The organism is Aggregatilinea sp. (genome assembly GCF_036822615.1).
Lineage (GTDB): Bacteria > Chloroflexota > Anaerolineae > Aggregatilineales > Aggregatilineaceae > Aggregatilinea.
Genome location: NZ_DAISHJ010000015.1, coordinates 52,221 through 78,190, shown reverse-complemented (window position 1 = coordinate 78,190; position 25,970 = coordinate 52,221). Strand labels below are relative to the sequence as shown.

Here is a 25,970-nt window from a genome sequence, read left to right as displayed (position 1 = left end):
CGAGGATTCGCGGCCGGGCGTCTACGCGGGGCTGTTGGGGTCATAGAACAGCCCGAAAACAGGGTGGGTTTGGGGCGACCGGATCGTGTTATGCGGTGGTTGCCCCCCATCCCCTGGCCCCTTCCCCCGCCCATACGGATCACGGGGCAACCGGATAGGTAAAAAAGCAGGGCGGGTTAGAAACCCGCCCCTACAAAATCCGTTGTTTTTGGTTCTTGGCTACAGGCAACATTTGATTTCTCGCGCCGCACGGAGCATCGTGCGGCGTGTGTCTTGTCTCGCACAGTGTGTCTCGCGTTCAGGAGAGACGTCGCCATTCACCGCGCTGCCGTTCTTCGCACGCCCGACCGGGCCAACATCTATCACCTCGTCGCGGACCGGGCCTGGTTTGGACTCGCCTCCACGTCGCGCTTCCTGGCCGTGTACGCGATCCGCGCCGGAGCGACCGCCAGCGACCTGAACTGGATGACCTCGCTGCCGGGCATCATGATGCTGGTGGCGACGACGCTGGGCGTGTGGTGGCGGGGCCGCTATCGCAGCAGCGCCGAGGCGCAGGTGATCCCCTCGCTGCTGTCGCGGCTGTCGTTTCTGCTGCCCGCGTTCGCGCCGTTTTTCCCGCTGGCGTGGCAGCCCGCGTGGTTGATCGCCGCCGTGACGCTGCCCTCGCTGGCGCGCGGCATCGCGGACAGCATCACCCTGACGCTGATGCGCGAAGCGGTCACGCCCGCCCAAATGACGTCGCTGCTCAGCCGCCGCCAGATGATCCTCAATATCACTATTGGCGTGGGCGGGTTGGCGCTGGGCGTGTGGCTGGAAAAAGTCGCGTTCCCGATCAACTACCAGATCATGTTCGTAGCATCGTTCGCCGCGTCGCTGGTCAGCTTCTGGCACATCAACCACACGCAGCCGCTGTACGCGGTTCCTACCAAGCCTGCCGCCGCGCCAGGGCGCTCGCTGTGGCGCAACCCGCGCTTTTTGCGCGTCGCGGCGCTGCTGGTGATCGTGCACGTCGCGTACTACTCGGTGCTGCCGCTGATCCCGCTGCGGCTGGTGGATGAGCTGGGCGCGGACGAGGCGTTCATCGCGGTGTACGGTGTGTTCGAGCTGGCGGCGGGCACGATCGGCGCGGCGCTGACGGTGCGCGTCGTGCCACGCATGGGCAGCCGGATGATGCTAGCAGTGGCGCTGGGCGGGACGGCGGTCGGGGTAGCGATCATCGCGCTGACGCCGAGCCTGCTGCCTACGCTGCTGGCCGCCGCGCTGTTGGGCGGCGCCTGGACGATGGGCGATATCGGCCAGTTCGGTTACTTTTCTGATCACGTCCCGCTGGAAGAGTCGACGCGCTACACCACCGCCTATTTGCAACTGCTGTCGCTGGCATTGTTCACCGGGCCGCTGATCGGCAGCGTGCTCACCCGCGCGGGCCTCAGCCTGAGCATGGTGCTGCTGGCCGGTGCAGGGCTGCGCGCCCTGGCCGGATGGACCGCCGCAAGGAGGATATTCGAATGCGAATCGGCCTGATCCCGCTCGACGAGCGGCCTGTCAACACGCGCTACCCGGTTCTGATCGGGCAGATCGCGGGCGCGGAGGTGCTCGTGCCGCCGCCCGAAGCACTCAGCCGCTACCGCACCCCGGCAATCCCCGAGGCGCTGGCGCAGTGGATCGAGGCGCACGCGCCCACGCTCGACGCGCTGATCGTGTCGGTCGAGATGCTCGGTTACGGCGGGCTGATCGCGTCGCGCATTACGGACGAATCCGCCGGGGCGATCCTGGAACGGCTCAACGTGCTGCGCGCGCTGCGGACCGCGTATCCCGCGCTGACGATCTACGGCTTCAACGTGATCACGCGCATCTCGCGCCACAACGACGCGACCGAGGAGCCGATCTACTGGGCCGAGTATGGATCGGCGCTGTTCCGCCTGTCGCAGATGATGGATCGCGCCGCGCGGGGCGAGCAGGTCGGGGAGGAGCTGGACGCGCAACACGCCGCCATCCCCGCCGAATACGTGCGCGACTTCCTCGACCGGCGCGGGCGCAACCACCAGATCAACCTCGCCGCGCTAAACCTGCTGGCCGACGATACGCTCGACCTGCTGGTGCTCAGCTCCGACGACACCAGCGAGTATGGCCTCAGCTCGCAAGAAAAACGCGCCCTGCACACCTACGCCGGACAGTTGGGCCTGGGCGACGGCCTGCTGATGTACCCCGGCGCGGACGAGGTCGGCTGCGCGCTGGTGGCGCGGCTGGTCAACCATCAAGCGGACCGCACTCCGCGCTTCCAACCGGCCTACATCGTGCCGGGCGGCGACCAGATCGTCGCGGCGTTCGAGGACGGCCCGATCCGCACCACAGTCGAGCGGCAGATCCGCGCGGCAGGCGCACAGATCGTGGACGGCGATCCCGACGTGCTGCTGATCGTCAATCCGCCACTGGGGGCGGACGCCGACTGGCCGCGCAGCTATTCCCCTGAGGAGGAGGCGGTGCGACTGCTGTACCTCGAAGAAGCCATCAACCAGATCGCGGCGGCGGTCGAGGCGGGGCAGCGTGTTGCGGTGGCGGACGTGGCGCACGCCAACGGCGCAGACGCAGCCCTGATCGAGCGGCTGCGCGCCCGCGTGCCGCTGGACCGGCTGGCGGCGTACGGCGCGTGGAACACGGCGGGGAACACGATCGGCACAGTCGTCGCGCAGGCGTGCGCGGCGCTATATGAGGTCAGCCCCGATCAGCAGGCGGCGCAGCGGCGTTTTCTGGCGCACCGGTTCATCGAGGACTGGGCGTACCAGCGCGTCGTGCGCGATGAGATCCGCGACTGGTTGGACGCAGAAAGCAAGCGGCGCGAGCCATCGCCGGATCTGCTCGACGCGACCAGGGCGCGCATCGAAGCGCAGTTGGCCGCGAAACTGGCCGATCTGCCCGACTTCGAGGGTCTGGCGCTGCGCAACGTACGCCTGCCGTGGGACCGGACCTTCGAGGTCGATTTCGACCTGGACTTCACCACCGGGCAGCGCTGAATCGCGTTGCGCGGTGCGTAGCGAATTGGGTAGTATCGGAGGACGCGATCGCCTTCGCAAAGTGAGGGATCGCGCATACAGAGTCGCCAGAGTAACGAGGTTGGTTTGAATGCCTGACACTGTAGAACTCTCCGAACGCCCGGAAGCAGACGAGATGGTGATGATCGTGGGCTGGCGGCAGTGGGCCGACGCCGGATCGGTGTCGTCGGCGCTGCCCCAGTACCTCATTCAGCAGAGCAAAGCGCGCAAGATCGGGACGATGCGCCCGGACGGCTTCTACCTGTTCCAGATCCCCGGCACGCACGACCTCGTGCGGCCCACCGTGGAGTTTGACGAGGGCTATCCGCGCGTGCTGCAAACGCAGCACAACGAATTTCACTACGTCGAGAGCGGCGGGCGCGGCGTGTTGATCTTCCTGGGCGACGAGCCGCACATGGACGTGGAGCGCTACATCGGCGCGCTGCTCAACACCGCCGAATCGCTGCACGTCTCGCGCATCATCGGGCTGGGCGGCGTTTACGGCGAGCTGCCCTACGCCAAAGAGCGCATGATCTCCGCGAACTACAGCCTGCCCGCGCTGAAAGAAGAAGTCGAGGCGCTGGCGGTCGAGCTGAGCAACTACCAGGGCGGGGCCAGCGTCGGCTCCTTCATCTGCCGCCGCGCGGGCGACCGGGGCATGGAATACGTGGGCCTGTATGCCTTCGTGCCCACCTACGACTTTTCGGGCATCAGCCAGGTCGGCAACGCGATCCGCATCGAAAACGACTACATGGCATGGCTGGGCATCGTGCGGCGCATCAATCACATGCTCAAAACCAACTTCAGCCTGTCCGACCTGGAACAGAAAAGCCAGCGGCTGCTGGACGTGATGGACGAGAAGATCGAGGACCTGGAACGGACCTCGCCCGAACTCGATCTGCACGCCTACTTCGAACGGCTGAACGAGGAATTCGTCGAGAAGACGTTCGATCCGCTGGACGACGTGTGGGAAGACGAGATCCGGCGCATCTTCGACGAACCGGAGCCGCCCGACGAAGCTTAGCGGCTGGCATGATCTTATAGTCCCCTTCCGCCACACACGCGGCGGGAGGGGGAAACACCTCTACGCAACCCATGTTTGGCGGGGATAGCGGGCAGGCAAGCGCCGGGCGGAGCAAGCCCCGCCCTTACGAATCGCGGGTCAATTGAAGAGCGAAAAATAAGTTCTCTCGCTCGAAAAGTGCATGGCAGGCTCTAGCGGCAGAGGCCGCCCGGTGCGCCGTGTTTGTGCGATAATCTGGGCTGCGCATATCTACAAGTCACACCGGAGCGATCCCCGATGACCATCCTGGGCTGGATCCTTCGGCGGCGCAGCGAGCGCCGCGCGAAGGGACTGTCGTATCCCGAACTCAAGCAGGTACTGAAAAACTCTCAACCGATCGTAAGTGAGCGCTTCGCCAGGGGCAGCGATTCCGGCACAAACCTCGAACGCGCGCGCCATATCACCGGCATCGAACGCTGGGGCCAGAGCCGCCTGCGCGTTCCGCTGGGCGCGCCGCTGGTCCGCGACGAGTACGACGGCTACCGGCCCGACGATCTGGACACGATGGCCGCGCTGTCGCAGGCGTTCAGCAGCACCCGCGACGACACGCTGGCGATCCTCGATCAGCTTCAGGCGGCGGGCGTGCCGCTCACGACGACCGCGCTGCACAACGAACTGGGCGAGATCACAATCGGCGCGTGGGTGTATTACCTCAACGATCACGGCCTGCGCGAAAGCCTGATCGTCCGATCGTAGTTTTGAGGAGCGCAATCATGCGGAAAATGTCGCACGACGAGTACGTGGTTTTCATGCAAACGCCACGCACCGGCAAGATCGCCACGGTGCGCGAGGATGGCCGCCCGCACGTGGTGCCGGTCTGGTTTCTGCTCGACGGCGAGGAGATCGTCTTCACCACGTGGCACACCGCCGTCAAGCGGCACAACATCGAGCACAATCCCCACGTCGCGCTGTGTGTGGACGACGACCACCTGCCTTATGACTTCGTGACCGTCGAGGGCATGGCGCGCGTCCTGGTGCTGCCGCCCGAGGACATGCGCCGCTGGGCGACCGAGATCGCGAGGCGCTACGTGGGCGACGAGAAGGCCGAGGCGTTCGGCAAGCGCAACGGCGTCGAGGGCGAGCTGCTGGTACGCCTCACGCCGACGCACATCATCGCGCAGAAGGGCATCGCGGATTAGGGGGAGACACCTCACCCCCGGCCCCTCTCCAATTTGATTGGAGAGGGGAGACAAGCAGAGCGTAACGCGCTGTATCTCGCCTGGATCTGCTGCCAACGCGCGGCAAATTTCCTATAATCTGTCCACACTCCAGCAATCAACGATGAGGAATTTGGATATGGCAACGGAAGTCGCAACGCTGGCCGGGGGCTGTTTCTGGTGCCTGGAAGCGGTCTATGACGATCTCAAGGGCGTGACGGACGTCGTATCCGGCTATTCGGGCGGGCACGTCAACACGCCGAGCTACCAGCAGGTCTGCACCGGCACGACCGGCCACGCCGAGGTGGTGCAGGTCACGTTTGACCCCGACGTGATCTCGTTCAAAGACCTGCTCGACGTGTTTTTTACCATCCACGATCCGACGACGCTCAACCGCCAGGGCAACGACGTCGGGCCGCAGTACCGTTCCGCGATCTTTTATCACTCGCCGGAACAGAAGGCAGTCGCGGAACAGACCATCGCGGACCTGAACCAGACCGGCATCTGGCCCGGATCGATCGTGACGCAGGTCGTGCCGTTCGAGGCGTTTTATCCCGCCGAGGACTATCACCAGGAGTACTTCAAGAACAACCCGAACCAGGGGTACTGCATGGTGGTCGTCGCGCCGAAGGTCGCCAAGTTCCGCAAGCAGCACTTCGAACGGCTGAAGGCGTAAGAGCAAGAAGCAGCCGCTAGCGATTAGCGGTTAGCCAGGAGCAAAAACCAAAAACGCGGGAGCGATGGTGTACAGGTCGCTCCCGCGTTTTTTTGCGTTCAGGTTAACGGCTGTCTGCTAACCGCTAATCGCTTGTATAAAGCGACGCGTGATCTCCTGGGGACGCGTGATCGCACCGCCCACGACGACCGCGTGCGCGCCCAGGCGCAGCGCCGCCGCCGCGTCTTCCGGGGTGTGGTAGCGCCCCTCCGCGATGACGGGGCGGTCCATCTCCGCAACCAGCGCGCGCAGGTAATCCAGGTCCGGCCCCGGCGTCATGGGGCGACCGTGCGCGGTGTAGCCCGCCAGCGTGCTGCCGATCAGGTCCGCGCCTGCCGCCTGCGCGAAGCGCGCGTCCTCCATGCACGATGTATCTGCCATGACCGGCACACCAAGTTCACCGTGAATGCGCGCGATTAGATCGGGCAGGGTGATCCCGCCGGGCCGCGCGCGGTCGGATGCGTCCAGCGCGACGAGATCCGCCCCGGCTTCGACCACGGCGCGCGCCAGATCGAACGTCGCGGTGATGTAGATCTCGATGCCGGGGAAGTGCTGTTTGTAGATGCCGATGACCGGCAGCGGAACCGCCTGTTTGATCGCGGCGATGTCGTCCGGGCCGTTGGCGCGGATGCCGCCTGCGCCGCCCATCAGCGCCGCACGCGCCATCGCCGCCATGTGAATCGAGCCGTGCAGCGGCTCGTCGTCAAGCGCCTGACACGACACGATCAACTGGCCGCGCAGCCGCTCGAACAGATCCGTATACTCGCTCATGCCTGCCCCGTTTCCTGGGTTCTGTCGTCTTCGCCCACCTTCGAACGCGCCGAGGGCGGCATCGTCGCGCGGATGCGCTCGATCACCGCGTCGTCCGGCTCGATGCCCGCGTCACGCAGGCCCAGCAGCAGCGCGCCGATGATGGGCGCAAAGGCCGGTTCGCGCACCACACTGGCAGGCGACGCGCCATGCAGCGCGCGCTCGAACGGCTCCATGATCCACTGTCCGGCGCGGAACACGCCGCCTACCGGATAGATCGACATGCCCGCGCGCACCTGTCCCAGCCGCGCCAGCACCGCAATGACCGCCGTCGCCAGATCCGCGCCAGCCCGCACCAGGAGCGCACGGGCGATCTTGTCACCCTCCGCTGCCGACCGCGACACGACCGCCGCCAGCCCCGCGATCCGCGGGCGCTCCACTGCGCCGGAATAAATCAGGCGGTGCACCGCTTCCAACGAGTCGACCCCGAAATAGGCGGGGATCAGCGTGCCCAACGGCGTTGGGGGCATACGCCCGTCGGCGGCGGAGGTCGCCGCGCGCAGGGCCAGAATACCGATATCGTAGGCGCTGCCCTCGTCGCCCATGATGTAGCCCCAGCCGCCGGTTTTGGCACTGGCGCCCTGGCCGTCTTCGCCGTAAGCAACCGCACCCGTCCCGGCGATCACCACCACGCCGGGCTGCGCCATGCTCGCCCCGGCCAGCGCCGTCACGGAATCGTGCACGACGCGCAGCGCGTCCACGGCCATAAACTCGCGCACGACGCCTTCGGCCACGTCCACACCGCCCGTCAGCCCGAAGCACGCGCTCTGCACGGGGCCAAAGGGCAGGCCCGCCGCCGCGAAGGCGTCTTCGGATACCTGCCGCAGCGTGCGCCGCATGCGGTCCATGCCGCCCGGCTCGTGCACGTGGTTGGCGGGACCGCCCAAACTCGACCCCAGAATCGACCCGTCCGGCGCGGCCAGCAGTGCGAGCGTGGAACTCTGCCCGCCGTCGACCGCCAGGATCAGACTGTCCGTATTCGCCGCCATGCGCTAGATACCCACCGCGCGGATCGCGTCCGTCACGTCGGCGTTATAGGTCACGTCGTCCAGCGAGAACACGAACCAGGGCGTGCCCTCGTCCATCCACGTCACGTTGCCCACCGAAGGAATCAGCACGCCGTGCCAGCGCTTCCAGGCGGCCATCTCGTTGCGCCAAAGGATCTTGCTGTCGTCCTTCGCGCCGCGATAGCGCAGCCCTTCCAGGCGGCGCAGCAGACCCGTCGCCGGATCGAACGTGACGGTCAGCGCGTCTTCTTCCGCGCCGAACGGCACGACCAGCCGCGCAGTCATCGCATCGACCGCCTCCCAGCGCACGCGCGGATCGGTCACGTAGAGCGAAGGCAGCCAGATCGATTCCGCCCACAGCCCCAGGTTGGCAGCCAGATCGGTCTTCGGCTCGTTGGCGACCGTGCCAAACGGCAGCTCCATGCGCGCCTTGCCGTCGAGGTAATACTCGTTGACCTTCATGATCGGAGCACCAAACATGGTGACTTCGATCGCGTGGCGGTAGCCCTGCCCGGCCTGATGGATGAAGCGGAAACGCCCCGGCAGCGGGATGCCGCCCAACCGCAGCGTCACGCGGCCATCGATCACAGCGGAGGTAATCTCCGGCACGCGCCCGCCCGCAATGACCTCGTAAAACCGTGCGACCGGCGCAGGCAGGTTGTCGGGCATATCCACCCAGCGCAGGGGCGGGGTCGGTTCGCCAAAAGCGGGCACAGCGCGCGGCTTGATGCGCAGCCCGGCCCACAGCGCGACAGCCGCGCCCAGAATCACGACCGGCGTTGTACGCAGTTTCATCGTGCAGCCCTTTCAAAAATGCGGTCCCTGGGCCTGGACAACTGGCTGCGCAGGCCGGGACAAAAACGCTTCACGTCCTTGATTGTAGCTCAAATCCGGCATGTGCCACCGGGCGGTGGGAAAGCGGTCGAATCCGCGTTTTAGGGCGACCCGCCGCTTGCGACGATTCGCGTTTTTAGAACAAATGAGCTATCATTCAGGCCTAAAAATCGTCCGCAAAGGAGGGTGATGAGTCTCAAAAGCTGCTCATGAGCGCATCTCGATCCGTACGCCGCAGCCCCATGCGCCTCCGCCGCCCCGGCACGGTCCATACCCGGCGTCCATCGCGCCCCCGGCGCGTGACCGCCCTGTGGACCGATCTGCTGGCGGCGCGCGGCTTATCCCCCGCGACGATCGCGCACTTCGCGCTGCTGCCGCGCGCGCAAGGCTGGACGTACCCCGTCCACCCTGCCCTCGAAGCGCGGCGTTGGAAGGCGTTCGACAGCACGGCCCGCCCCAAGTACCGCTGGCTGCCGGGCAAACCGGACGGCGTCACGCTGTACGACCTGGACGGCAGGCTGGCGGAACGTATCCGTGCGGCACGAAGCGTGCTGTGGCTTGCCAGCGGCGAAGCGGACCTCTGGGCGCTGTGGGAAGGCGGGATTTACAACGCGACGTGCATGTTCGATGGCGAGGCCAAGCGCGTGCCTGCGTGGTTCGTGACCGAGCTGGCGCGGCTGGGCGTGCGCACGCTGCACATCGCGCCGGACTGCGACCCGACCGGGACATTGTTCGCGCGGCGGCTGCACGACGCGCTGGACGATCTGCCGATCCGGCTGCGAATTCACGCGCTGCCGTTTCTGCCGGACAGCAAAGGCGACATTGGCCGTCTGCTGGTGCAGGTCGGCGCGGCGAATCTAAAACCGATCCTGGAACGGCTGCCGCTGCTGGCGCTGCCCGAAGACGAGCCGCTGACCCCCGATCCGCTGCCCGCGCGCCCGGTGGAACACAGCGATCTGTACGAGCAGTGGTGCGTGGAGGAGGTCGAGGCGGCAGCGCGGCGCGTGTGGGCGATCTCCGCGCCGGACGAGCGCGGCTTCAGCCGGAACTTCCGCTGCCCCTTCCACGACGACACGCACCCCTCGGCGGGCTGGAATTACCACGTTCACGGCGTGCACTGCTTCGCCTGTGGTCCGCACGACACGCACGAGGTCGCGGCGGCGCTGGGCGTCCGCGGGTGGGAGCAGTTTCGCGCCGGCGAGCGCAGCAGCCAAAAGAAGGGGGCATAAGCTGTCGCCATCACAGACATGAGACCCGTGCGAGCGGAGGGAAAGGGAATCACCCCACGTAACCCTATTGCGCGGGGACCCCGAGGAAAAAACGGTCGGAGCAAGCCCATCCTCTACGGATCGCGGGTCAATTGGAGAGCAAAAAATAAGTTCTCTCGCTCAAAAAAGCGCATAACAGCCCCTAGGGAGCGTCCGCGCCGAGCACCCTTTGCAGCGCCCCCAGCAGCAGATCGAACGTCACCGGCTTGATCAGGTAGGATGTGACTCCCAGATCCTTCGCCTGCGCGATAACCGTCTGATCGGACAGCGCGGACAGGAAGATCACGCGCACGGACGCCGTTGCCGGTTCGCTGTGGATCGTCTTAACGATTTCAAAGCCGTCTATGCCGGGCAACATCAAATCACAAATGATCGCGTCCGGAATCTGTTGGCGAATCTGGGCGAGGCCGCTGTATCCATCCGCAGCGCCCGACGCTTCGTACCCCTCAAAGCTCAGCAGCGTGAGAATGCTTTCGCGCAGCGGCTCTTCGTCTTCGATTACAATGATTCTTGCCATGTTTAGCTGATCTCGATTCGCACACCCGGCAGCACAACCGTGAAGGTCGCGCCTTTCGCTTCATAACTTTCGAAGAACAGTGTGCCACTGGGACGTTCTGCCGCCTGCCGGGCCATGATCAAGCCCAGGGTGGTTCCGGCGACCGTTCCCCTATTTTGCGCTCTGAAAAACACTTCAAACAGGCGCGGCTGTCGATCCTTCGGAAACCCGGTGCCGCGTCCGGCCTGATGCCGAACCAGCACGTTATAGCATGAAGCGCACCTGTCTATCACGCCCACGGTGCGCTCAAAGTACAACCAGCGATTACTATTCAGTCAGTGTCATCAAAATATTTGCAGACAAAGACACTGATGATCAAATGACGGCATCCTGTTTGCCTTGCTTACAGAGAGTAAAGCAAGTTAGGTTTCAAAGCCAGTGCTTTTCAACAGTATTTATATACTACATTGATCAAAACATAATTAAACTTACGTAGATTCCCCCCGATTTGCTCACTATGTGTCCAGTGATGCCCGCACACCGGATCGAGCCGTAGCCGCTGGACCTTGATCGCCGGGCGCATCTGCTCTATGCTTTCCGGCAGCATGCCTGACTTATCACACCGGAGAACTTGCCGTGAAACCACCCGCGATCCCTCTCGACCAGATCACCGCGCTCACGCACATTTACCGCACCGAGATCCCGCCGGAATTTGAAGACGAAAACGGGCATATGAACATCCGCTGGTATCTGGCGGTGTTCGATGACGCGGGCTATCCGTTCGCCGCCGGGCTGGGCCTGTCCCCGGCCTATCACGAGCAGCACGGGACGGGCGGCTTCGACCTGGAGCACCACATTCACTATTTGAACGAGGTATTGGTGGGGGATACGGTCGCGGTGTACGTGCGCCTGCTGGATCGCAGCGCCAAGCGCATCCACTACATGATGTTCATGGTCAACGAGACGCGCGGCACGCTTGCCTCGACCTTCGAGTGCGTGAACTCGTTCGCGGATCTCACCGTGCGGCGCACCGCCCCCTACCCGGACGAGATCGCGGCACGGATCGACGCGCAGCTATCGAAGGACGCCGCGCTGATCTGGGATGCGCCTGTCTCCGGCGTGATGCATTCCTGACGCGGCGCAATCAGGCCGCGGGAACTGACGCCGGGCTTTCCAGGGTGATGGCGTCCGTCGAGGTGTCGTAGGCGATCAGCTCGGCATAACGCCCCCACGCCAGCGCGATAGCCGTCTGCTGCTCGGCTTCGCCGGGCGCAAATTCGAGTTCGAGCGCGGTGCGGATCACGTCACGGTCGAGCCGGTGCTCCTCGGCGGCACCCAGCAGCGCCAGCAGCCACCTGAACAGCGGCAGCCGCTTGAGCCGCCCGGCGAAAATCTCCTTGCGCGCCAGGATGCTCGCCTCGGCAAACGTCTCGCCCAGCGGAGAGAGCGTGATGTCGCCCGACGCGATGGTCACAAAGCCGAGCAGCTCGGCGGTTTCCATCAAGCGCAGCAGGTGATCGGAATCGAGCTTGAGGTCCTGCTCGATGCGGTAGATGTCGGCCTTGTTGTCGGGCGCGTCGTTGAGGTGTTCGAACAGGCCCGCCAGCGCGTTGACCGTGACATCGGGCAGCAGGCGCGTCGGGCCCGCCTCGCCGGGCGCGGAGCCCAGCTCGATGTGCTCCGGCTGCGTCTGCCCGGCCATCGTCGCGTAGATCTGGTCCAGCAAAGCCAAAAACGCCGGATCTTTGCGCTGGCGCGGGCGCGGCAGCAGCACCGGCAGGTGCGCGACGAGTCGCCCCGGCTGTTTGTCCATGATCAGGATGCGGTCGGCCATGAGGATCGCTTCTTCGATGTTGTGCGTCACCATCAGGATCGACTGAATCGGTATCTTGCCGCTCGACCACAGTTCGAGCAGCTCACCGCGCAGCGTCTCCGCGCTGAGCACGTCCAGGGCCGAAAACGCTTCGTCCAGGCACAGCAGCTCCGGCTCGACGGCCAGCGCCCGCGCAAAACCGACCTTCTGGCGCATCCCGCCCGACAGCTCGCGCGGGTAAGCCCGCTCGAAGCCGTCCAGGCCCACCATGTCGAGCAGTTCCACGGCGCGCGGGCCGCGCTCCCGCTCCGCCATGCCGCGCGCCTTGAGCGCCACCTCGACGTTCTGCTGCACGGTCAGCCAGGGGAACAGCGCGAAGGTCTGGAACACGATCGTCGCGTGGGGATTGACCCCTTTTAGCGGCTGGTCGCGGTAGAGCACTTCGCCTTCGGTGGGCACGTTCAGGCCGGTGATGGTGCGCAGCAGCGTGCTTTTGCCGCAGCCGGACGGCCCCAGCAGCGCGACCAGCTCACCGGAATTGATGGCAAACGAGACGTCATGCACCGCCGTAAAACGGCGATCGGCGCGGCCATACATCTGGCTGATGTGCTTCAGTTCGATCAGGTACGGTTCAGTCATGCCCGTTTACTCCATGCGGAAACGTTCTTCAGCTCGGTGATAGAGCCGCCGCCACAAGAGGCGGTTGATCAACACCACGACCAGGACCATCACCAGGGTGGAGGCCAGCAGCAGGTGATAGTCTCCGGCGGCGGTGGCCTGCGCGATGGTCGCGCCGATGCCGGTCGCGTGCAGCGTGCGATCGCCCAACTGGAAATACTCCGCGACGATGCTGGCGTTCCACGCGCCGCCACTGGCCGTGATCGCGCCCGTGATGGCGTAGGGGAACAGCGCGGGCAGGATCAGCGTGCGCCAGCGGTCAAAGCGGCCCAGACCGAGCAGCGTGCTGGTGTACTTGAGATCCTGCGGGATGGCCGTCGCGCCCGCGATGACGTTGAACAGCAGGTACCACTGCATGCCGAGCAGCATCAGCAGCACGGCGGCGATGTTCAACCCGCCGGGCAGCTTCACCAGCCCTAACAGCAGCACCGGGAACAGCGCCGTCGCGGGAATCGACGCGAAGACCTGCACCAGCGGCTGAAGCAGCCGCGCCGCGCGCGCGTTGGTGCCGATCAACACGCCGACGGGGATCGTCCAGGCCAGCGCGATGACCAGCGCCAGCGCCACCCGCAGCAGTGTCACCCCCAGCCCAACCGCAATGTCACGCCACTGCGCCAGCGGCACCACAAACAGCATCTGGCCGGTCCAGAACAGGGCGACGAGCACCGCGATCGCCAGCACCGCGCTCACCAGATACCCCGCCCACGGACGCCCGCGCGTCACCTGGGCGGCACGCGGCGACGGCGATGCGGGCAGCAGACGGCGCAGCAGCGCGTCAACGCCGTGGTTGATTGGGCGCATGACGGCCCGCAGCGCCGCCTGCGATCCGCGACTGCCGCGCAGCAGGTCATAGAACCAGGACGAGGGCGGCTCGTCGTTTTCGACCATTTCCAGCTTGAAGCGATCCGACCACGCCAGCAGCGGGTGCCACACGAACTGGTCGAGCAGCAGCACGACGATCACCAGCGCGGCGATGCCCCACGCCATCGCGCCGTAATCATTCTGCGCGGCGGCTTCGTGCAGGTATGCGCCCAGGCCGGGCAGCCGGAAGTCGCGGTCGCCCACGGTAAAGATCTCCGCCGCCATCAGGAAGAACCAGCCCCCGGCCCAGCTCATCATGCTGTTCCAGATCAGGCCGATTCCGGCGAAGGGCAGCTCAAGGGTGCGGAAACGCAGCCAGCTTCCGAAGCGAAAAATGGTCGAAGCTTCGCGTAGATCAGTGGGCAGTGTGGTCAGCGACTGGTACCACGTATAAACGAGATTCCACACCTGGCTGGTGAAGATCAGGGCGATGGCGGTCATCTCGACGGCCAGCCGCTCCGGCAGCACGGCGATCAGGCCGAGCAGCACCACCGGCAGGAAGGAGAGGATCGGCACGCTTTGCAGCACATCCAGCAGAGGCAGCAGCACCAAGCCCGCGCGGTGGTGGGTGGCGGCAACGCGGCCATAGATCAGCGCGACGATCAGGGAGAGCGCATAGGCCGCCGCCATGCGCCCGACCGAGCGCAGCGCGTAGTAAGGCAGCGCCGTGGGCGACAGCGAAATCGTTGGTCCGGCGACGGTCTCAGGCGCGTCGAGGGCCAGATGCACGCTGACAGCCAGCACCACGATCACGAACGACAGCACACCCACGTCCGCCCAGCCCAACGGGCGGTCTGTCGAGTTGGAAAAGACGAAAAAGCCGTTGAAGCGCCGGTTGAGCATGAGCAAATCCACCGGTCAGGGGCGAAAAGCAGGCACGGCACGCAACACAGTATGATTCTAACCTGTTATGAGCCGCACTGTGCATAAGTGGACAAGCGCGGCGGGCATCGTTACGATTGGCGGCGGACACAGCGCTAGAGGCGGCGCGAGGCGACGAAAGGCTCGAAGGACGATGACTCACGTATTACAGGGCGCACAAGGGAACGCTCCGCTCGACATTCTCGACGTAAACCCGGCCCAGCCCGAGGTGGAATCGTGGGCCTACGGCGTGATCTGGCGCGGCGTGAACGAGATCCGCATCGCGCTGGGCGACGCACACTGGTACGGCCAGGGCGGACTGGGCCACCAGCAGTGGCCGCTCGAAAAGATCGCGCAGTATCCCGCGCCGTTCGTCACCAGCGACAACGGCGGCACAGGACTGCTAGGCATCCTGGAGCCGCTGTGGATCAACTCGAACGGGTTTGGCGTGTGGGTCGAGGGCGACCGCATGGAGACCAGCTTCAACGCGCCGCTGAAAGGGGAGCCGCCCGCGCAGAGCTTCGGCGCGCCCGCGCCGCTCGACCAGCGCCCACCGCTGGCCGCCGGGCGCGAGACGGATGGCACGCTGACCATTCGCGGCGAGGGGCTGACGATCCGATTCTTCGTGCTCGATTCCGCCCGCGCCGTGGTTGAGGCGTTCTGGCAGCAGATCGAGGTCAGCGATCCCCCGCCGGATTACCTGTTCGAGCGCCCGCTGTGGACCACCTGGGCGCGCTTCAAAAACAACATCGCGCACCACCTGATCCTGGACCACGTGCAGAGCATGCAGCAGCTCGGCTTCCAGTGCAGCATCTTCGGCATCGACGCCAAGTGGCAGCGCGCGTTCGGGGATACGCGCTTCGATCCGGCCCCTTTCCCCAACCCGCGCCACACGATCCGCATGCTGCACGAGCTGGGTATGGCCGTCACGCTGTGGTGCGTGCCGTTCTTCAACGCCGATTCGATGCACTTCCAGACCACCATCGACGAGGGTTACGTCATCAAGCGCGAAGATGGCACGCCGTACATCGGCCAGTGGTGGGAGGGTGAAGCCGTCTTTCTGGACGTGACGAATCCCGACGCGCTGGAATGGCACATGGGCCGCCTGGAACGGCTGGCGGGGCAGGTCGGGGTGGATGGCTTCAAGTTCGACGCGGGCGAGGGTATGTTCTACGACATCCCCGGCACGGTACGGCACGACGGCGGCGCGCCCAACACCGCCAGCACGACCTACATCCGGGGCGCGGCGGCACATTATCCGTGGTCGGACAGCCGCGCCGCGTGGCGCAGCCAGGCGTTCCCGATGTTATTCCGCCAGTGGGACAAAAGCAGCGTGTGGGGCTACGACAACGGGCTGGCGAGCTGCATCACGCAGGCCATGACGCTCAACCTGCTGGGCTACCCGTACAGCTTCCCCGATATGATCGGCGGCAACCAGTACTTCGACCAGAAAGTGACGGCGGAACTGATGATCCGCTGGACGCAGGCCGTCGCACCGATGCCGATCATCCAGTTCAGTCTCGCGCCGTGGGACTACGGCGGCGAGTGCGCGGAGATCTGCGCGCAGTACGCCGACCTGCACCGGCAGGTGGCCGCGCAGACGATCAAGCTGGCCCGCCAGCGTGTGCCGCTGGTGCGCCCGCTGTGGTGGCTGGCCCCGCACGACGAGGACGCGCTGACCTGCGCGGACGAATACCTGATCGGCGACGATCTGCTCGTCGCGCCGGTGATCGTGGAGGGCGCGCGTTCACGCGACATCTACCTGCCGCCCGGCACGTGGCAGAGCGGCTGGGATCCCAGCGAAGTACACGAGGGCGGGCAGTGGCTGCGCGATTATCCCGCGCCGCTCAACGTGCTGCCGCTGTTCGAGCGGGCGGAAAGCAGCGAGTAGCGGTTAGCAATTGGCTGTTAGCCGAACGGCACGAATCCAATCCGGTACCTTCCGGTAGGGGCGTATTGCGATACGCCCCTACATAATGCCCCGCATCCCCTGGCACGGTTCCCCATGCACACGGTGGGAAGGGGAAAAAGCAAGCGCAAAAACGGGCGGAGCAAGCCCCGCCCCTACGAAAACGCTTCGAGTTCAACCACTCCTGACAGCGACTAGCGGCGCTGTTGGAGCAGCATCTCCATCATGAAAAACGTCGACTGCTCCGACTGCGCCTGTTCCGGCGTGGGCCGGGAACACGGCGCTGAAATCCGGCGGAATACCCGCCGCAGCCATGCGATCATGGGATATCCTCCTTTCATGCAGCCCGGATGATTCCACTGTACGGCACGCCGCACTATAATGGAAGGCAATGCAATCTATCGTTTCCATAGAAGTTTTCTATGGGAGGGTATATGGAGCTGTCGCAAATCGAGGCGTTCGTGCTGGCCGCGCGCGAGCGGAGTTTTACCCGCGCCGCGGACGTGTTGGGGCTGACGCAGCCGTCCGTCAGCGCGCGCATCGCATTGCTGGAAACGGAGCTTGGCGGACCGGTGTTCGAACGGGGCAGCCGGTCGCTGCGTCTGACGCCGCTGGGGCGCGCCTATCTGCCCTACGCCGAACGCGCGCTCGGTGCACTGGAAGACGGGCGCGAAGCCGCGCATCGCACCGCCGAGGGCAGCCTGGGACACGTCCGGCTCGCGGCGGTGCCGCCGTTGGTCACGTATATGCTGTCCCTGCCCCTGGAACGCTTCCGCGCGGACTACCCCGCCGTAGACATCACGTTTCTGGCTCGGCGCTCGCCGGAAATCCTGGCGATGCTGCATTCCGGCGAGACCATGCTGGGGCTGCTCAGCGCGCCGGTGTGGGACAAGGCGACGACCGTCTACGCACACTTCCGCGAAGCGGTCCGGCCCGTCTGCGCGCCGGATCACCCGCTCGCGCAGCAGCAGTTGGCGGGCGAGCCGATCCACGTGGCGGATATTTACGACCACACGCTGTTCCGCACGACGCTCAATCCCATCGTGACAGCGTTCATCCAGGGCATCGGCGAGCACGCCCGGCGGGGCAGCGGCGGCGCGGTGATCACACTGCCCGCGCTGATGGTTCTGCGCCCGTTGGTGCTGGGCCAGGGCATCGCGTTTTTGAGCGAGGGGTACGTGGCGCGGCAGGTCGGGTTGGGCAACCTGATGTTCCTCGACTTCGAGGATATGCCGCCGCTGGCGAACGAGGTCGTGCTGATCGGGCAGGCGGGGCGCGAGCCGGATCCGCCGACTGCCGCGTTCATCCGCATCATGCGCGCCGAGTGGCACCGTCTCCTGGTGCGTTAGAGGCGCGAAACACGATTACGGCCCCCGTCCCCGGACATGATCCCCCATGCAAACGGCGGGAAGGGGGCATTTTGCGCGAAAAAACGGGCGGAGCAAGCCTCGCCCCTACGGATCTTGGGGTAAGGGGTGAAGGTGGAACCAGTTTCCTCACCCGAAAAGTGCATCACATGCGCCCGCAGATCACTTGCTTGACAGCACCCTCAATCGGGCGTATGCTTAGGTCAACTTATTTCACTGACTGATAAAAGTAGCTGACTGAAAAGCTCATGAACCAGCCTCGCCGCGCGAACCGCGACCTCATCAAAGCACTCAACCGCAACCTGATCCTGAACATCGTCAGGAGCGAAGGCCCCCTGTCACGCACGCAGGTCACGCACATTTCCGGCCTCAGCGTCGGGGCGGTGTCGCAGCTGGTCAACGAGCTGCTGCACGAAGGCTGGCTGATCGAAGTCGGTGAAAGCGAATCCACCGGGGGACGCCGCCAGGTCCTGCTGCGGCTCAACCCCACCGCCGGGTACGTCGTCGGCCTCAAGCTGATGGAAGACCGAGTGGTGTGCGCCGTGACCGACCTGGAAACCACGGTGCTGACCTATGCCGAACGGCCCATGTCGCCCGATACCACGCCGCAGACGGTCAGCGCGGAGCTGGCCGAAACCGTCACGCAGGCGCTGGCCGAGGCCAACATCCCGTCGGCGCGCGTGTTCGGCGTGGGGATCGGGTTGGCGGGCGTCATCGACTGCGCCAGCGGCGTCGTGCACTATTCGCCGTTTTTCCAGTGGCGCAACGTGCCCCTGGCCGACCTCGTCGCCGCACGGCTGGCCCTGCCCGTTTACCTCGAAAACGACGTCAACACGCTGACCATCACCGAGCAGTTGTTCGGGCCGGGGCATTCCGTGCCGAACTTCGTGGTGGTGACGGTCGGGCGCGGCATCGGTATGGGCACGGTGCTCAATCACCAGTTGTACCAGGGCGTGCACGGCGGCGTCGGGGAACTGGGGCACGTCACCATCAACGAGAACGGCCCGCGCTGCGCGTGCGGGAAATACGGCTGCCTGGAAGCAATGGCCGCCGACCCCGCCGTGATCGGGGACGTGGAAAGCGCACTGATGCGCGGCGCACGCACCAGCCTCGCGCCGTCGCCCAGCATGGGGGACATCGTGCGCGCGGCGGATGAAGGCGATCCGCTGGCGCAGGACGCGCTGGCCCGCAGCGGGCATTACCTGGGCATCGGCTTCGCCACCGTGATCAATTTGCTGTGCCCGTCGCTGCTGATCATCAGCGGTGAAGGCGTTGCAGCGGGCGATCACCGGCTCAAGCCGATGTTCGAGAGCCTGCGCAAGCATACGTTTAACGGCCTGCTGGACAATGTGCAGATCGTGGTCAAGCCGACCGACGACCAGATCTGGGCACGCGGCGCGGCGGGATTGGTGGTCGGCAAGCTGTTCGAGTCGCCGCTGCTGGAACGCATCGAAAGCCAACCGGCATCGTAACGTTTTTTGCCAAAGTTTCTTTAGTGAGTGAAGAAAGAAGTCACGGATCGTGGCAGGCAATCACGGCATACACAAGTGGAAGTGGGTGATCTTCTTCCTCTCCCCAAGCCTGATCGGGCTGCTGGTGTTCATGGTCGGCCCGCTGCTCTATTCGCTGCGTCTGACGCTGTTCGACTGGAATCTGCTGTCCGATCCGGTCTACGTGGGTCTGGACAACTTCAAGGAACTCTATCACGACGCGGAATTCTGGGCGGCGTTCAAGCACACGCTGACGTACATCATGATCTATACGCCGTTCGTGCTGCTGCTGGCGCTGGGCGTCTCGCTGCTGCTCAACCGGCCTCTGCACGGCGTATCGTTCTTCCGCGCGGTGACGTTCGTGCCGGTCGTGTCGTCGTGGGTGGTCGTCTCGCTGATGTGGAAGTGGATCTTCAACCCGCGCTACGGCCTGCTGAACTACGCTCTGGCGCAGATCGGGATCACCGGGCCGAACTGGCTGTTCGACCCCGACACGGCACTGTACGCGATCATCATCGCAGGCATCTGGAAGGACATCGGCTTCATCACGGTGATGTTCCTCTCCGGCCTGCAAGGCATCGACGAAAGTTACTACGAAGCGGCCAAGATCGACGGCGCGCAGATGATGCAGCGGCTGCGCCACATCACCCTGCCGCTGCTGACGCCGACCACGTTCTTCGCGCTGATTATCTCCCTGATCAACTCGTTCCAGGTGTTCGAGCAGGCGTGGCTGATGCCCGAAGACTACGCGCGCACCGGGACCAGCGTCGTCGTGGAGCAGATCGTCAACTACGCCTTCCGCTACAACCGCATGGGCTACGCGGCGGCGATGTCGTGGGTGCTGTTCGCCGTCATCTTCGCCATCACGCTCGTCCAGATCCGGCTGCAAAAACGATGGGTGCATTACGACCTATGACCGAGAGCCAGCTTTCTCACGCAGCCGCCGCGCCCGGCGCGATCCGGCTGCACCCGACCCGGTGGATCGTCGATCTGCTGTATTACGCCGTGCTGATTGTGCTGGCGCTGGTGATGCTGATCCCGTTCGCGTGGATGCTGAGCACGTCGCTCAAACCAACCGAGTACATCCTCAGCGTCACGCCGCAGTTCATTCCGAACCCAGCGACGCTCGACAGCTATCGCACGCTGTTCGACCTGATGCCGATGCAGCGCATGTTGGGCAACAGCCTGTTCGTCGCCATCGCGGGCGCGGGCGGGCAGGTGCTGGTGTCTGCAATGGCGGCGTACGCCTTCGCGCGGATCGAGTGGCGTGGGCGCGAGATCGTCTTTCTGCTCTATCTGGGCACGATGATGGTCCCCAGCCAGGTGACGCTGATCCCGCTGTTCATCCTCATCCGGCAGTTGGGATGGGTGAACAGCTACCAGGGCCTGATCCTGCCCGGCCTGTTCAGCGCGTTCGGCACGTTTTTGCTGCGGCAGGCGTTCCTGAGCCTGCCCCGCGACCTGGAAGAAGCCGCCTTCATTGACGGCGCGAACCACCTCACCATTTTCTGGCGCATCATCCTGCCGCTCACGCGCCCCGCGTTGGCGACGCTGGCGGTGTTGAGCTTCATGCAGTACTGGAACGCGTATCTCTGGCCCCTGTTCGTGGCGCGTCAGGAAATCTTCATGACGCTGCCGGTCGGGCTGGCAAAGTTACAAGGAGGTCCCAGGGCACTGACGCAGTGGAACGTCGTCATGGCAGGCGCCGTCGTGACCGTGCTGCCGATCTTGATCGCCTATCTGTTCGCGCAGAAGTGGTTCGTCCGCAGCGTGACGCTGAGCGGCATCAAGGGCTGATCCGGTCGCGCCCGTCCCGTAAGGTACAGCACGTCTCAAGAGTTCGCAGCATGTCAAACAAATTAGAAAACAGGAGAAATGCAATGCTTCGTAAAGGTTTAGTGACTCTGCTCGTCGTGGTGATGCTGGCCGCGCTCGTGCCCGCGTCCGCACTGGCGCAGGATTCGGTAACCATCCGCTACTATAACTTCTCGTCCGACCCGGATCACGTCGAAGATCTGCAAACGATCATCGACGCGTTCGAGGCCGAAAACCCGAACATCACCATCGAAGTGTCCAGCGCGCCGTTCGCGGATTACTTCACCCTGCTGGAAGCCGATCTGGTCGGCGGCGACGCGCCGGACGTGTTCGAGCTGAACTTCGAGAACTTCGTCAGCTACGCGGCCAACGACGTGCTGTTGGACCTGTCGCCCTACGTCAGCACCGACGCGCCGTACTATCCCCGCGCTCTGGAAGCCTTCCAGGTCGATGGCGCGCAGTACGCCCTGCCCGAGTCGTTCTCGACCGTGCTGTTGTTCTACAACAAGGACCTGTTCGACCAGGCCGGGATCGACTATCCGACCGCCGAATGGACCTGGGACGACGCCATGGCCGCCGCGCAGTCTATCCGCGCGCTGGGCGACGACGTGTGGGGCATCTACTCCCCGATCCAGTTCTGGGAATTCTACAAGAAGGCCGCCCAGAACAACTGCGCGTTCTTCAACGCGGACATGACCGAATCGACCATCAACTCGCCGGAATGCGTCACGGCGCTGGAGACGATGGTCAGCTTCGTGAACGAAGACGTCATGCCGGACCAGACCGAACTGGCGGGTGTCGCCAACGAAGAGCTGTTCCTGCAGGGCAAGCTGGGCATGGACGTGATCGGCATCTGGCAGTTCGCCGCCTTCGCGGACGCGCCCTTCGCGTGGGACATCCAGCTTGAGCCGGGCGCGGCGCAGAAGGCGCATCACTTCTTCGCCAACGGCGTGGCCGTCTCCGCCGACAGCGAGCACCCCGAAGAAGCCGCCGCCTGGGCGCAGTTCCTGACCTCCAGCGAGATCGCTGCGACCGTCCGCATCGATGCGGGGTGGGAACTGCCCGCCATCGACGCGCCGGAATACGTCGCAGCCTACCTTGAGCAGACTCCGCCCGATAACCGCGAAGCCGTCTTCCAGGCCCTCGAAAGCCCGGTAACGCCGCCCGTCATCGAGCGCCAGACCGAAATGCAGGACGATCTCAATCAGCTTCTGACCGCTGCCGAAATGGGCGAGCTTGATCCGCAGAGCGCCCTCGACATGGCGAAGGAACAGATCGACGGTCTGCTTCAGTAATCTCCCGTAACCGATGCGGCGGCGGGGCGCGTGCCCTGCCGCCGCCCGCCTGCCTCCACTAATCCCGTGACGAAACCATGAACCTCATTCAATCCAGCATCGAGATCATCCGCGCGGGGCAGGCCCCCAGCGGCGCATACGTCGCCTCTCCCACGTTTTCGCAGTACGGCTACGCCTGGCTGCGCGACGGCGCATGGGTCGCCTATGGCATGGACTGCGCCGGGCTGCACGACTCCAGCCGCGCCTTTTACGTCTGGGCCGGGCGCACGCTGGTCAAGCACGAAGATCGCCTGAACGCCCTGCTCGATAAGCTCGCGCAAGGCGAAACGCCCGACGAGACCGACTATCTGCCGACGCGCTTCACGCTCGACGGCGATCTGGGCATGGACTTCTGGTGGGATTTCCAGCTCGACGGCTACGGCACGTGGCTGTGGGGGCTGGCCGAGCATGTCAAGCTGACGGGCGACACGGCGCTGTGGGACGCATCGGTCCCCGCGATCCGGCTGACGGTGCGCTACCTAGCCGCGCTGTGGAGCAGCCCCAACTACGACTGCTGGGAAGAAGCCCGCGACCAGATCCACACCAGCACCCTGGCCGCGATCTACGGCGGTCTGATCGCCGTGCGCGCTGTGGACTCCGCACTCGTGCCGGACGGCCTGCTGGAGCAGATCCGCACCTACACGCTGGAACACTGCCTCGCACCGGAAGGCTATTTACAGAAGACGCACGAGAATCCCGCCGTGGACGCCAGCCTGCTGTGGACCGCCGTGCCCTACGGGCTGGTAGACGCCCGCGACCCGATCTTCGCGCGCACGCTGGCGAAAATCGAGCGCGATCTGCTGGTGCCCGGCGGCGGCGTGTACCGCTATGCGGCGGACACGTACTACGGTGGCGGCGAGTGGATTCTGCTGACGGCGTGGCTGGCGTGGATGTACGTCGAGCTGGGCCGGATCGACGAGGCGCGCGGCCTGATGCGCTGGATCGAGGCGCAGGCGAATGAGGCGGGCGAGCTGCCGGAACAGGTAGCCGATCACATGCGCGACGCAAGTTATTACCCCGAGTGGGAAGCGAAGTGGGGATCACCCGCCAGCCCGCTGTTATGGTCCCACGCGATGGTTCTGGTCGTTCATTCACTTTTGGATAAACACACATGATCGAGATCTTTCATCTCCCCTCCGGCCAGGAACATCCCTACGAACAGGGGCCGGAAGAACGAGTCCCGCGCCAGCCGCTGGCCGGGGAAGCCTTTACCGTGGGCATCGTGACGCGCCCGCCCGGCGCGGTCGAAGGGCTGCAGGTGTTCGCCTGCGTGGACGACGACCCGGCGCAGCCTATCGACGCTGTGAAACAACCGCACTGGCAGCAGGAACGCGAAGAAGGCGCGGGCGCGGAATTTTTGGAGCGCATGGTGCGCGTCGAGCAGGACGTATGGCAGGCGGCGCTGACCGCGCCCGCCCAGGGCCACACGCTGACGTATTGGGCCGAGGCCGCCGGAGCCAGCACACCGCGCTTTGCGCTGGTCGGCGAGGCGTGGACTGCCGATCCCGATCCTGTGCTGGCGCTCCAGCAGATCGAAGACGGCGCGATCACGGTGCGGGCCGCGCGGGGCGGTGACACCCGGCAAACACCCGACGATCCGCGCCTGCCCCGGCTGCTCGGCGTCGAGTGGCTGACGGACGGGCAGCGCGCGCGCCGCGTGCGCCTGAGCTTCGCCGCCGCGACGGACGAGGGCTTTTACGGCCTGGGCGAACGCTTCAACGCGCTCGATCAGCGCGGCGAGGTGCTCGACGTGCGCTGCTACGAGCAGTACAAAAGCCAGGGCAAGCGCACCTATATGCCGATCCCGTTCCTGCTGTCCTCGGCAGGGTACGGCGTCTACGTGCAAAGCAGCCGCTGGATGCAGTTCGATCTGGCCGCGTCCGCGCCGGACTGCTGGACGGTGGAAGCCGACCTGGGCACAGACGAAAGGCTCGACCTAACGTGGTACACGGGCGACGATCCGGTCGCCATCACGGGACAGTTCGCCCGCGCGACCGGCCCCGCCGCGCTGCCGCCGCTATGGACGTTCGGGCTGTGGATGAGCGGCAACGAGTGGAATACACAGGCGCGCGTGATGGACGTGGCACAGGAATCGCTGGCGCATGACATCCAGCCGAGCGTGCTGGTGATTGAGGCGTGGAGCGACGAGACCACGTTTTACATCTGGAACGACGCACAGTACGAGGCCATCCCCGGCGACCGGGCGTTCCGCTACGAGGACTTCACCTTCCCGGCGGAAGGGAAATGGCCGGATCCAAAAGCGATGACCGACTGGCTGCACGCGCACGGCATCCGGCTGGTGCTGTGGCAGATCCCGGTGATCAAAGCGCCGGAAGGCCCGCACGCGCAGCACGATGCCGATCGCGCGCACTTCGAGGCGTCCGGCTTCGGCGTGCGCGAACCGGATGGCAGCCTGTACCGCGTCAAGCCGTTCTGGTTCCGCAACGGCTACCTGTGGGACCCGACCAATGCCGCCGCGAACGAGTGGTGGCTGAACAAACGCGCCTACCTGCTGGAAGACATGGGCGTGGACGGCTTCAAGACCGACGGCGGCGAGCATTTGTGGGGCGAATCGGTGATCTTCTCGGACGGGCGCAGCGGCGCGGAAGTCTGGAACGAATACCCGCAGCGCTACATCGAGGCGTACTACAACTTCACCATCAAAAAACGCGGCGGCGACGCGCTGACCTTCAGCCGCGCCGGGTTCACCGGGTCGCAGCGCAGCCCAACGCACTGGGCCGGGGACGAAAACTCGACCTGGGACGCCTACCGCCACTCGATCCTGGCGGGGCTGTCGGCGGGAATCTCCGGCATCCCGTTCTGGGGCTGGGATCTCGGCGGCTTCAGCGGCGAACCGCCCGGCGCGGAGCTGTATCTGCGCGGCGCGGCGATGGCCGCCTTCTGCCCGATCATGCAGTACCATTCGGAGTTCAACCAGCACCGCGCCCCGCGCGACCGCACGCCGTGGAACATCCAGACGCTCAGCGGCAACGAGCGCGTGATCCCGGCCTTCCGGTTCTTCGTCAATGCGCGGCACAACCTGATGCCGTACATCTGGCAGGAAGCGCAGCACGCCGCCGCAACCGGCGAGCCGATGATGCGCGCGCTGGCGCTCACCGAGCGAGATGCGTCGCCCTACGCGTACTTCTTCGGGCGCGACCTGCTGGTGTTCCCGGTCACGGAGCCGGGCGCGGAGACGTTACGCGTCACGCTGCCCGCCGGGGACTGGTTCGACCTGTGGACCGGCAAACGGGCTGCGGGCGGGCGGGCGTTCGACGTCCCTGCGCCACTGGAACGCATCCCGGTCTACGTGCGCGCCGGGGCGGAGATCCCGGTGCGGCTGGGGCCGTCGGGCGTGCTGGGCGAGCGCGTCGATCTTTCCGCCGAGCCGACGGGGGCGCTGCGCTTCGGCTAACCTCTTAAGAGTAGTCCCGCGCCGGATGAGTCACACGGGATCATCCGG

24 protein-coding genes are annotated in these 25,970 nt (G+C 65.2%); 16 read left to right on the top strand and 8 right to left on the bottom strand.

All coding sequences use genetic code 11. The annotated features are described in order from the left end of the window. Positions 1 to 273: 273 nt before the first annotated feature. The 6 genes from V7116_RS07415 to msrA all read left to right on the top strand — a co-directional run bounded on the left by V7116_RS07415 (position 274) and on the right by msrA (position 5,925). Positions 274 to 1,521, top strand: coding sequence for an MFS transporter (locus V7116_RS07415; RefSeq protein ID WP_324391260.1), 1,248 nt, complete (start codon positions 274 to 276; stop codon positions 1,519 to 1,521). Then, complete coding sequence (locus V7116_RS07410) at positions 1,506 to 3,011, top strand: DUF4127 family protein (RefSeq protein WP_324391259.1); 1,506 nt, start codon at positions 1,506 to 1,508, stop codon at positions 3,009 to 3,011. The genes V7116_RS07415 and V7116_RS07410 overlap by 16 nt, the downstream gene beginning before the upstream one ends. Positions 3,012 to 3,120: 109 nt before the next feature. Continuing rightward, positions 3,121 to 4,053: a PAC2 family protein gene (locus tag V7116_RS07405; protein WP_324391258.1), complete on the top strand. Its 933-nt coding sequence runs from the start codon at positions 3,121 to 3,123 to the stop codon at positions 4,051 to 4,053. A 276-nt stretch (positions 4,054 to 4,329) separates the two neighbouring features. Further along, positions 4,330 to 4,788, top strand: a complete 459-nt coding sequence (locus V7116_RS07400; protein ID WP_324391257.1) for a DinB family protein — start codon at positions 4,330 to 4,332, stop codon at positions 4,786 to 4,788. Between the two features lie 17 nt (positions 4,789 to 4,805). After that, complete coding sequence (locus V7116_RS07395; protein WP_324391256.1) at positions 4,806 to 5,231, top strand: PPOX class F420-dependent oxidoreductase; 426 nt, start codon at positions 4,806 to 4,808, stop codon at positions 5,229 to 5,231. A 157-nt stretch (positions 5,232 to 5,388) separates the two neighbouring features. Further along, positions 5,389 to 5,925: a peptide-methionine (S)-S-oxide reductase MsrA gene (gene msrA, locus V7116_RS07390; protein ID WP_324391255.1), complete on the top strand. Its 537-nt coding sequence runs from the start codon at positions 5,389 to 5,391 to the stop codon at positions 5,923 to 5,925. Between the two features lie 117 nt (positions 5,926 to 6,042). Here msrA and V7116_RS07385 read toward each other — a convergent pair whose 3' ends face one another. The 3 genes from V7116_RS07385 to V7116_RS07375 are packed head-to-tail and all read right to left on the bottom strand — an operon-like array spanning position 6,043 to position 8,576. Next, complete coding sequence (locus tag V7116_RS07385; protein ID WP_324391254.1) at positions 6,043 to 6,735, bottom strand: N-acetylmannosamine-6-phosphate 2-epimerase; 693 nt, start codon at positions 6,733 to 6,735, stop codon at positions 6,043 to 6,045. Next, complete coding sequence (locus V7116_RS07380; RefSeq protein WP_324391253.1) at positions 6,732 to 7,763, bottom strand: N-acetylglucosamine kinase; 1,032 nt, start codon at positions 7,761 to 7,763, stop codon at positions 6,732 to 6,734. Before V7116_RS07380 ends, V7116_RS07385 begins: the two co-directional genes overlap by 4 nt. 3 nt (positions 7,764 to 7,766) lie before the next feature. Beyond that, positions 7,767 to 8,576, bottom strand: a complete 810-nt coding sequence (locus V7116_RS07375) for a DUF6544 family protein (protein WP_324391252.1) — start codon at positions 8,574 to 8,576, stop codon at positions 7,767 to 7,769. Positions 8,577 to 8,824: 248 nt separating this feature from the next. Between V7116_RS07375 and V7116_RS07370 the strand changes: the two genes are divergently transcribed. Next, entirely contained in the window at positions 8,825 to 9,844 is a 1,020-nt protein-coding gene (locus V7116_RS07370) for a hypothetical protein (RefSeq protein ID WP_324391251.1), read from the top strand. Positions 9,845 to 10,025: 181 nt separating this feature from the next. Here the strand turns inward: V7116_RS07370 and V7116_RS07365 are convergent, their stop codons facing one another. Together V7116_RS07365 and V7116_RS07360 are read right to left on the bottom strand one after the other, a co-directional pair. Then, the gene (locus V7116_RS07365; RefSeq protein WP_324391250.1) at positions 10,026 to 10,400 is read right to left on the bottom strand and encodes a response regulator transcription factor; all 375 of its coding nucleotides are present in this window, start codon (positions 10,398 to 10,400) and stop codon (positions 10,026 to 10,028) included. Positions 10,401 to 10,402: 2 nt separating this feature from the next. After that, positions 10,403 to 10,642, bottom strand: coding sequence for an ATP-binding protein (locus V7116_RS07360; RefSeq protein ID WP_324391249.1), 240 nt, complete (start codon positions 10,640 to 10,642; stop codon positions 10,403 to 10,405). A 373-nt stretch (positions 10,643 to 11,015) separates the two neighbouring features. Between V7116_RS07360 and V7116_RS07355 the strand changes: the two genes are divergently transcribed. Then, a complete protein-coding gene (locus tag V7116_RS07355; RefSeq protein ID WP_324391248.1) occupies positions 11,016 to 11,513 on the top strand; it encodes a thioesterase family protein in 498 nt (165 codons plus the stop codon). A 10-nt stretch (positions 11,514 to 11,523) separates the two neighbouring features. Here V7116_RS07355 and V7116_RS07350 read toward each other — a convergent pair whose 3' ends face one another. Further along, entirely contained in the window at positions 11,524 to 12,831 is a 1,308-nt protein-coding gene (locus V7116_RS07350) for an ABC transporter ATP-binding protein (protein ID WP_324391247.1), read from the bottom strand. Between the two features lie 6 nt (positions 12,832 to 12,837). Further along, a complete protein-coding gene (locus V7116_RS07345) occupies positions 12,838 to 14,574 on the bottom strand; it encodes an ABC transporter permease (protein ID WP_324391246.1) in 1,737 nt (578 codons plus the stop codon). 172 nt (positions 14,575 to 14,746) lie between these two features. Between V7116_RS07345 and V7116_RS07340 the strand changes: the two genes are divergently transcribed. Beyond that, complete coding sequence (locus tag V7116_RS07340; RefSeq protein WP_324391245.1) at positions 14,747 to 16,483, top strand: glycoside hydrolase family 31 protein; 1,737 nt, start codon at positions 14,747 to 14,749, stop codon at positions 16,481 to 16,483. A gap of 212 nt (positions 16,484 to 16,695) precedes the next feature. On the opposite strand, the gene V7116_RS07335 is transcribed toward V7116_RS07340, so the two are convergent. Then, positions 16,696 to 16,824, bottom strand: a complete 129-nt coding sequence (locus tag V7116_RS07335; RefSeq protein WP_275124860.1) for a hypothetical protein — start codon at positions 16,822 to 16,824, stop codon at positions 16,696 to 16,698. A 111-nt stretch (positions 16,825 to 16,935) separates the two neighbouring features. Between V7116_RS07335 and V7116_RS07330 the strand changes: the two genes are divergently transcribed. The 7 genes from V7116_RS07330 to V7116_RS07300 all read left to right on the top strand — a co-directional run bounded on the left by V7116_RS07330 (position 16,936) and on the right by V7116_RS07300 (position 25,922). Next, positions 16,936 to 17,850: a LysR family transcriptional regulator gene (locus tag V7116_RS07330; protein ID WP_162909669.1), complete on the top strand. Its 915-nt coding sequence runs from the start codon at positions 16,936 to 16,938 to the stop codon at positions 17,848 to 17,850. Between the two features lie 266 nt (positions 17,851 to 18,116). Beyond that, positions 18,117 to 19,340 carry an ROK family transcriptional regulator gene (locus V7116_RS07325; protein ID WP_324391244.1) on the top strand — a complete coding sequence of 408 codons (1,224 nt, stop codon included), beginning with the start codon at positions 18,117 to 18,119 and terminating at the stop codon, positions 19,338 to 19,340. A gap of 49 nt (positions 19,341 to 19,389) precedes the next feature. Next, positions 19,390 to 20,274, top strand: a complete 885-nt coding sequence (locus V7116_RS07320) for a carbohydrate ABC transporter permease (protein WP_324391243.1) — start codon at positions 19,390 to 19,392, stop codon at positions 20,272 to 20,274. Then, on the top strand, positions 20,271 to 21,155 hold the full coding sequence (locus V7116_RS07315; RefSeq protein ID WP_324391242.1) for a carbohydrate ABC transporter permease: 885 nt from the start codon (positions 20,271 to 20,273) through the stop codon (positions 21,153 to 21,155). The genes V7116_RS07320 and V7116_RS07315 overlap by 4 nt, the downstream gene beginning before the upstream one ends. Positions 21,156 to 21,238: 83 nt before the next feature. Beyond that, the gene (locus tag V7116_RS07310; RefSeq protein WP_324391241.1) at positions 21,239 to 22,468 is read left to right on the top strand and encodes an ABC transporter substrate-binding protein; all 1,230 of its coding nucleotides are present in this window, start codon (positions 21,239 to 21,241) and stop codon (positions 22,466 to 22,468) included. Positions 22,469 to 22,545: 77 nt separating this feature from the next. Then, positions 22,546 to 23,622 (top strand): glycoside hydrolase family 15 protein, encoded by a 1,077-nt coding sequence (locus V7116_RS07305; RefSeq protein ID WP_324391240.1) that lies wholly within the window; start codon positions 22,546 to 22,548, stop codon positions 23,620 to 23,622. After that, complete coding sequence (locus tag V7116_RS07300; RefSeq protein ID WP_324391239.1) at positions 23,619 to 25,922, top strand: glycoside hydrolase family 31 protein; 2,304 nt, start codon at positions 23,619 to 23,621, stop codon at positions 25,920 to 25,922. Before V7116_RS07305 ends, V7116_RS07300 begins: the two co-directional genes overlap by 4 nt. Positions 25,923 to 25,970: the final 48 nt, after the last annotated feature.

Excerpts from the sequence above, each read along its gene's own strand:
- msrA (WP_324391255.1), top strand. The coding sequence starts at position 5,389 with ATGGCAACGGAAGTCGCAACGCTGGCCGGGGGCTGTTTCTGGTGCCTG.
- V7116_RS07375 (WP_324391252.1), bottom strand. The coding sequence starts at position 8,576 with ATGAAACTGCGTACAACGCCGGTCGTGATTCTGGGCGCGGCTGTCGCG.
- V7116_RS07335 (WP_275124860.1), bottom strand. The coding sequence starts at position 16,824 with ATGATCGCATGGCTGCGGCGGGTATTCCGCCGGATTTCAGCGCCGTGT.
- V7116_RS07385 (WP_324391254.1), bottom strand. The coding sequence starts at position 6,735 with ATGAGCGAGTATACGGATCTGTTCGAGCGGCTGCGCGGCCAGTTGATC.
- V7116_RS07370 (WP_324391251.1), top strand. The coding sequence starts at position 8,825 with ATGAGCGCATCTCGATCCGTACGCCGCAGCCCCATGCGCCTCCGCCGC.
- V7116_RS07395 (WP_324391256.1), top strand. The coding sequence starts at position 4,806 with ATGCGGAAAATGTCGCACGACGAGTACGTGGTTTTCATGCAAACGCCA.
- V7116_RS07365 (WP_324391250.1), bottom strand. The coding sequence starts at position 10,400 with ATGGCAAGAATCATTGTAATCGAAGACGAAGAGCCGCTGCGCGAAAGC.
- V7116_RS07300 (WP_324391239.1), top strand. The coding sequence starts at position 23,619 with ATGATCGAGATCTTTCATCTCCCCTCCGGCCAGGAACATCCCTACGAA.
- V7116_RS07325 (WP_324391244.1), top strand. The coding sequence starts at position 18,117 with ATGAACCAGCCTCGCCGCGCGAACCGCGACCTCATCAAAGCACTCAAC.
- V7116_RS07350 (WP_324391247.1), bottom strand. The coding sequence starts at position 12,831 with ATGACTGAACCGTACCTGATCGAACTGAAGCACATCAGCCAGATGTAT.
- V7116_RS07330 (WP_162909669.1), top strand. The coding sequence starts at position 16,936 with ATGGAGCTGTCGCAAATCGAGGCGTTCGTGCTGGCCGCGCGCGAGCGG.
- V7116_RS07400 (WP_324391257.1), top strand. The coding sequence starts at position 4,330 with ATGACCATCCTGGGCTGGATCCTTCGGCGGCGCAGCGAGCGCCGCGCG.
- V7116_RS07405 (WP_324391258.1), top strand. The coding sequence starts at position 3,121 with ATGCCTGACACTGTAGAACTCTCCGAACGCCCGGAAGCAGACGAGATG.
- V7116_RS07305 (WP_324391240.1), top strand. The coding sequence starts at position 22,546 with ATGAACCTCATTCAATCCAGCATCGAGATCATCCGCGCGGGGCAGGCC.
- V7116_RS07310 (WP_324391241.1), top strand. The coding sequence starts at position 21,239 with ATGCTTCGTAAAGGTTTAGTGACTCTGCTCGTCGTGGTGATGCTGGCC.
- V7116_RS07380 (WP_324391253.1), bottom strand. The coding sequence starts at position 7,763 with ATGGCGGCGAATACGGACAGTCTGATCCTGGCGGTCGACGGCGGGCAG.
- V7116_RS07410 (WP_324391259.1), top strand. The coding sequence starts at position 1,506 with ATGCGAATCGGCCTGATCCCGCTCGACGAGCGGCCTGTCAACACGCGC.
- V7116_RS07340 (WP_324391245.1), top strand. The coding sequence starts at position 14,747 with ATGACTCACGTATTACAGGGCGCACAAGGGAACGCTCCGCTCGACATT.
- V7116_RS07315 (WP_324391242.1), top strand. The coding sequence starts at position 20,271 with ATGACCGAGAGCCAGCTTTCTCACGCAGCCGCCGCGCCCGGCGCGATC.
- V7116_RS07345 (WP_324391246.1), bottom strand. The coding sequence starts at position 14,574 with ATGCTCAACCGGCGCTTCAACGGCTTTTTCGTCTTTTCCAACTCGACA.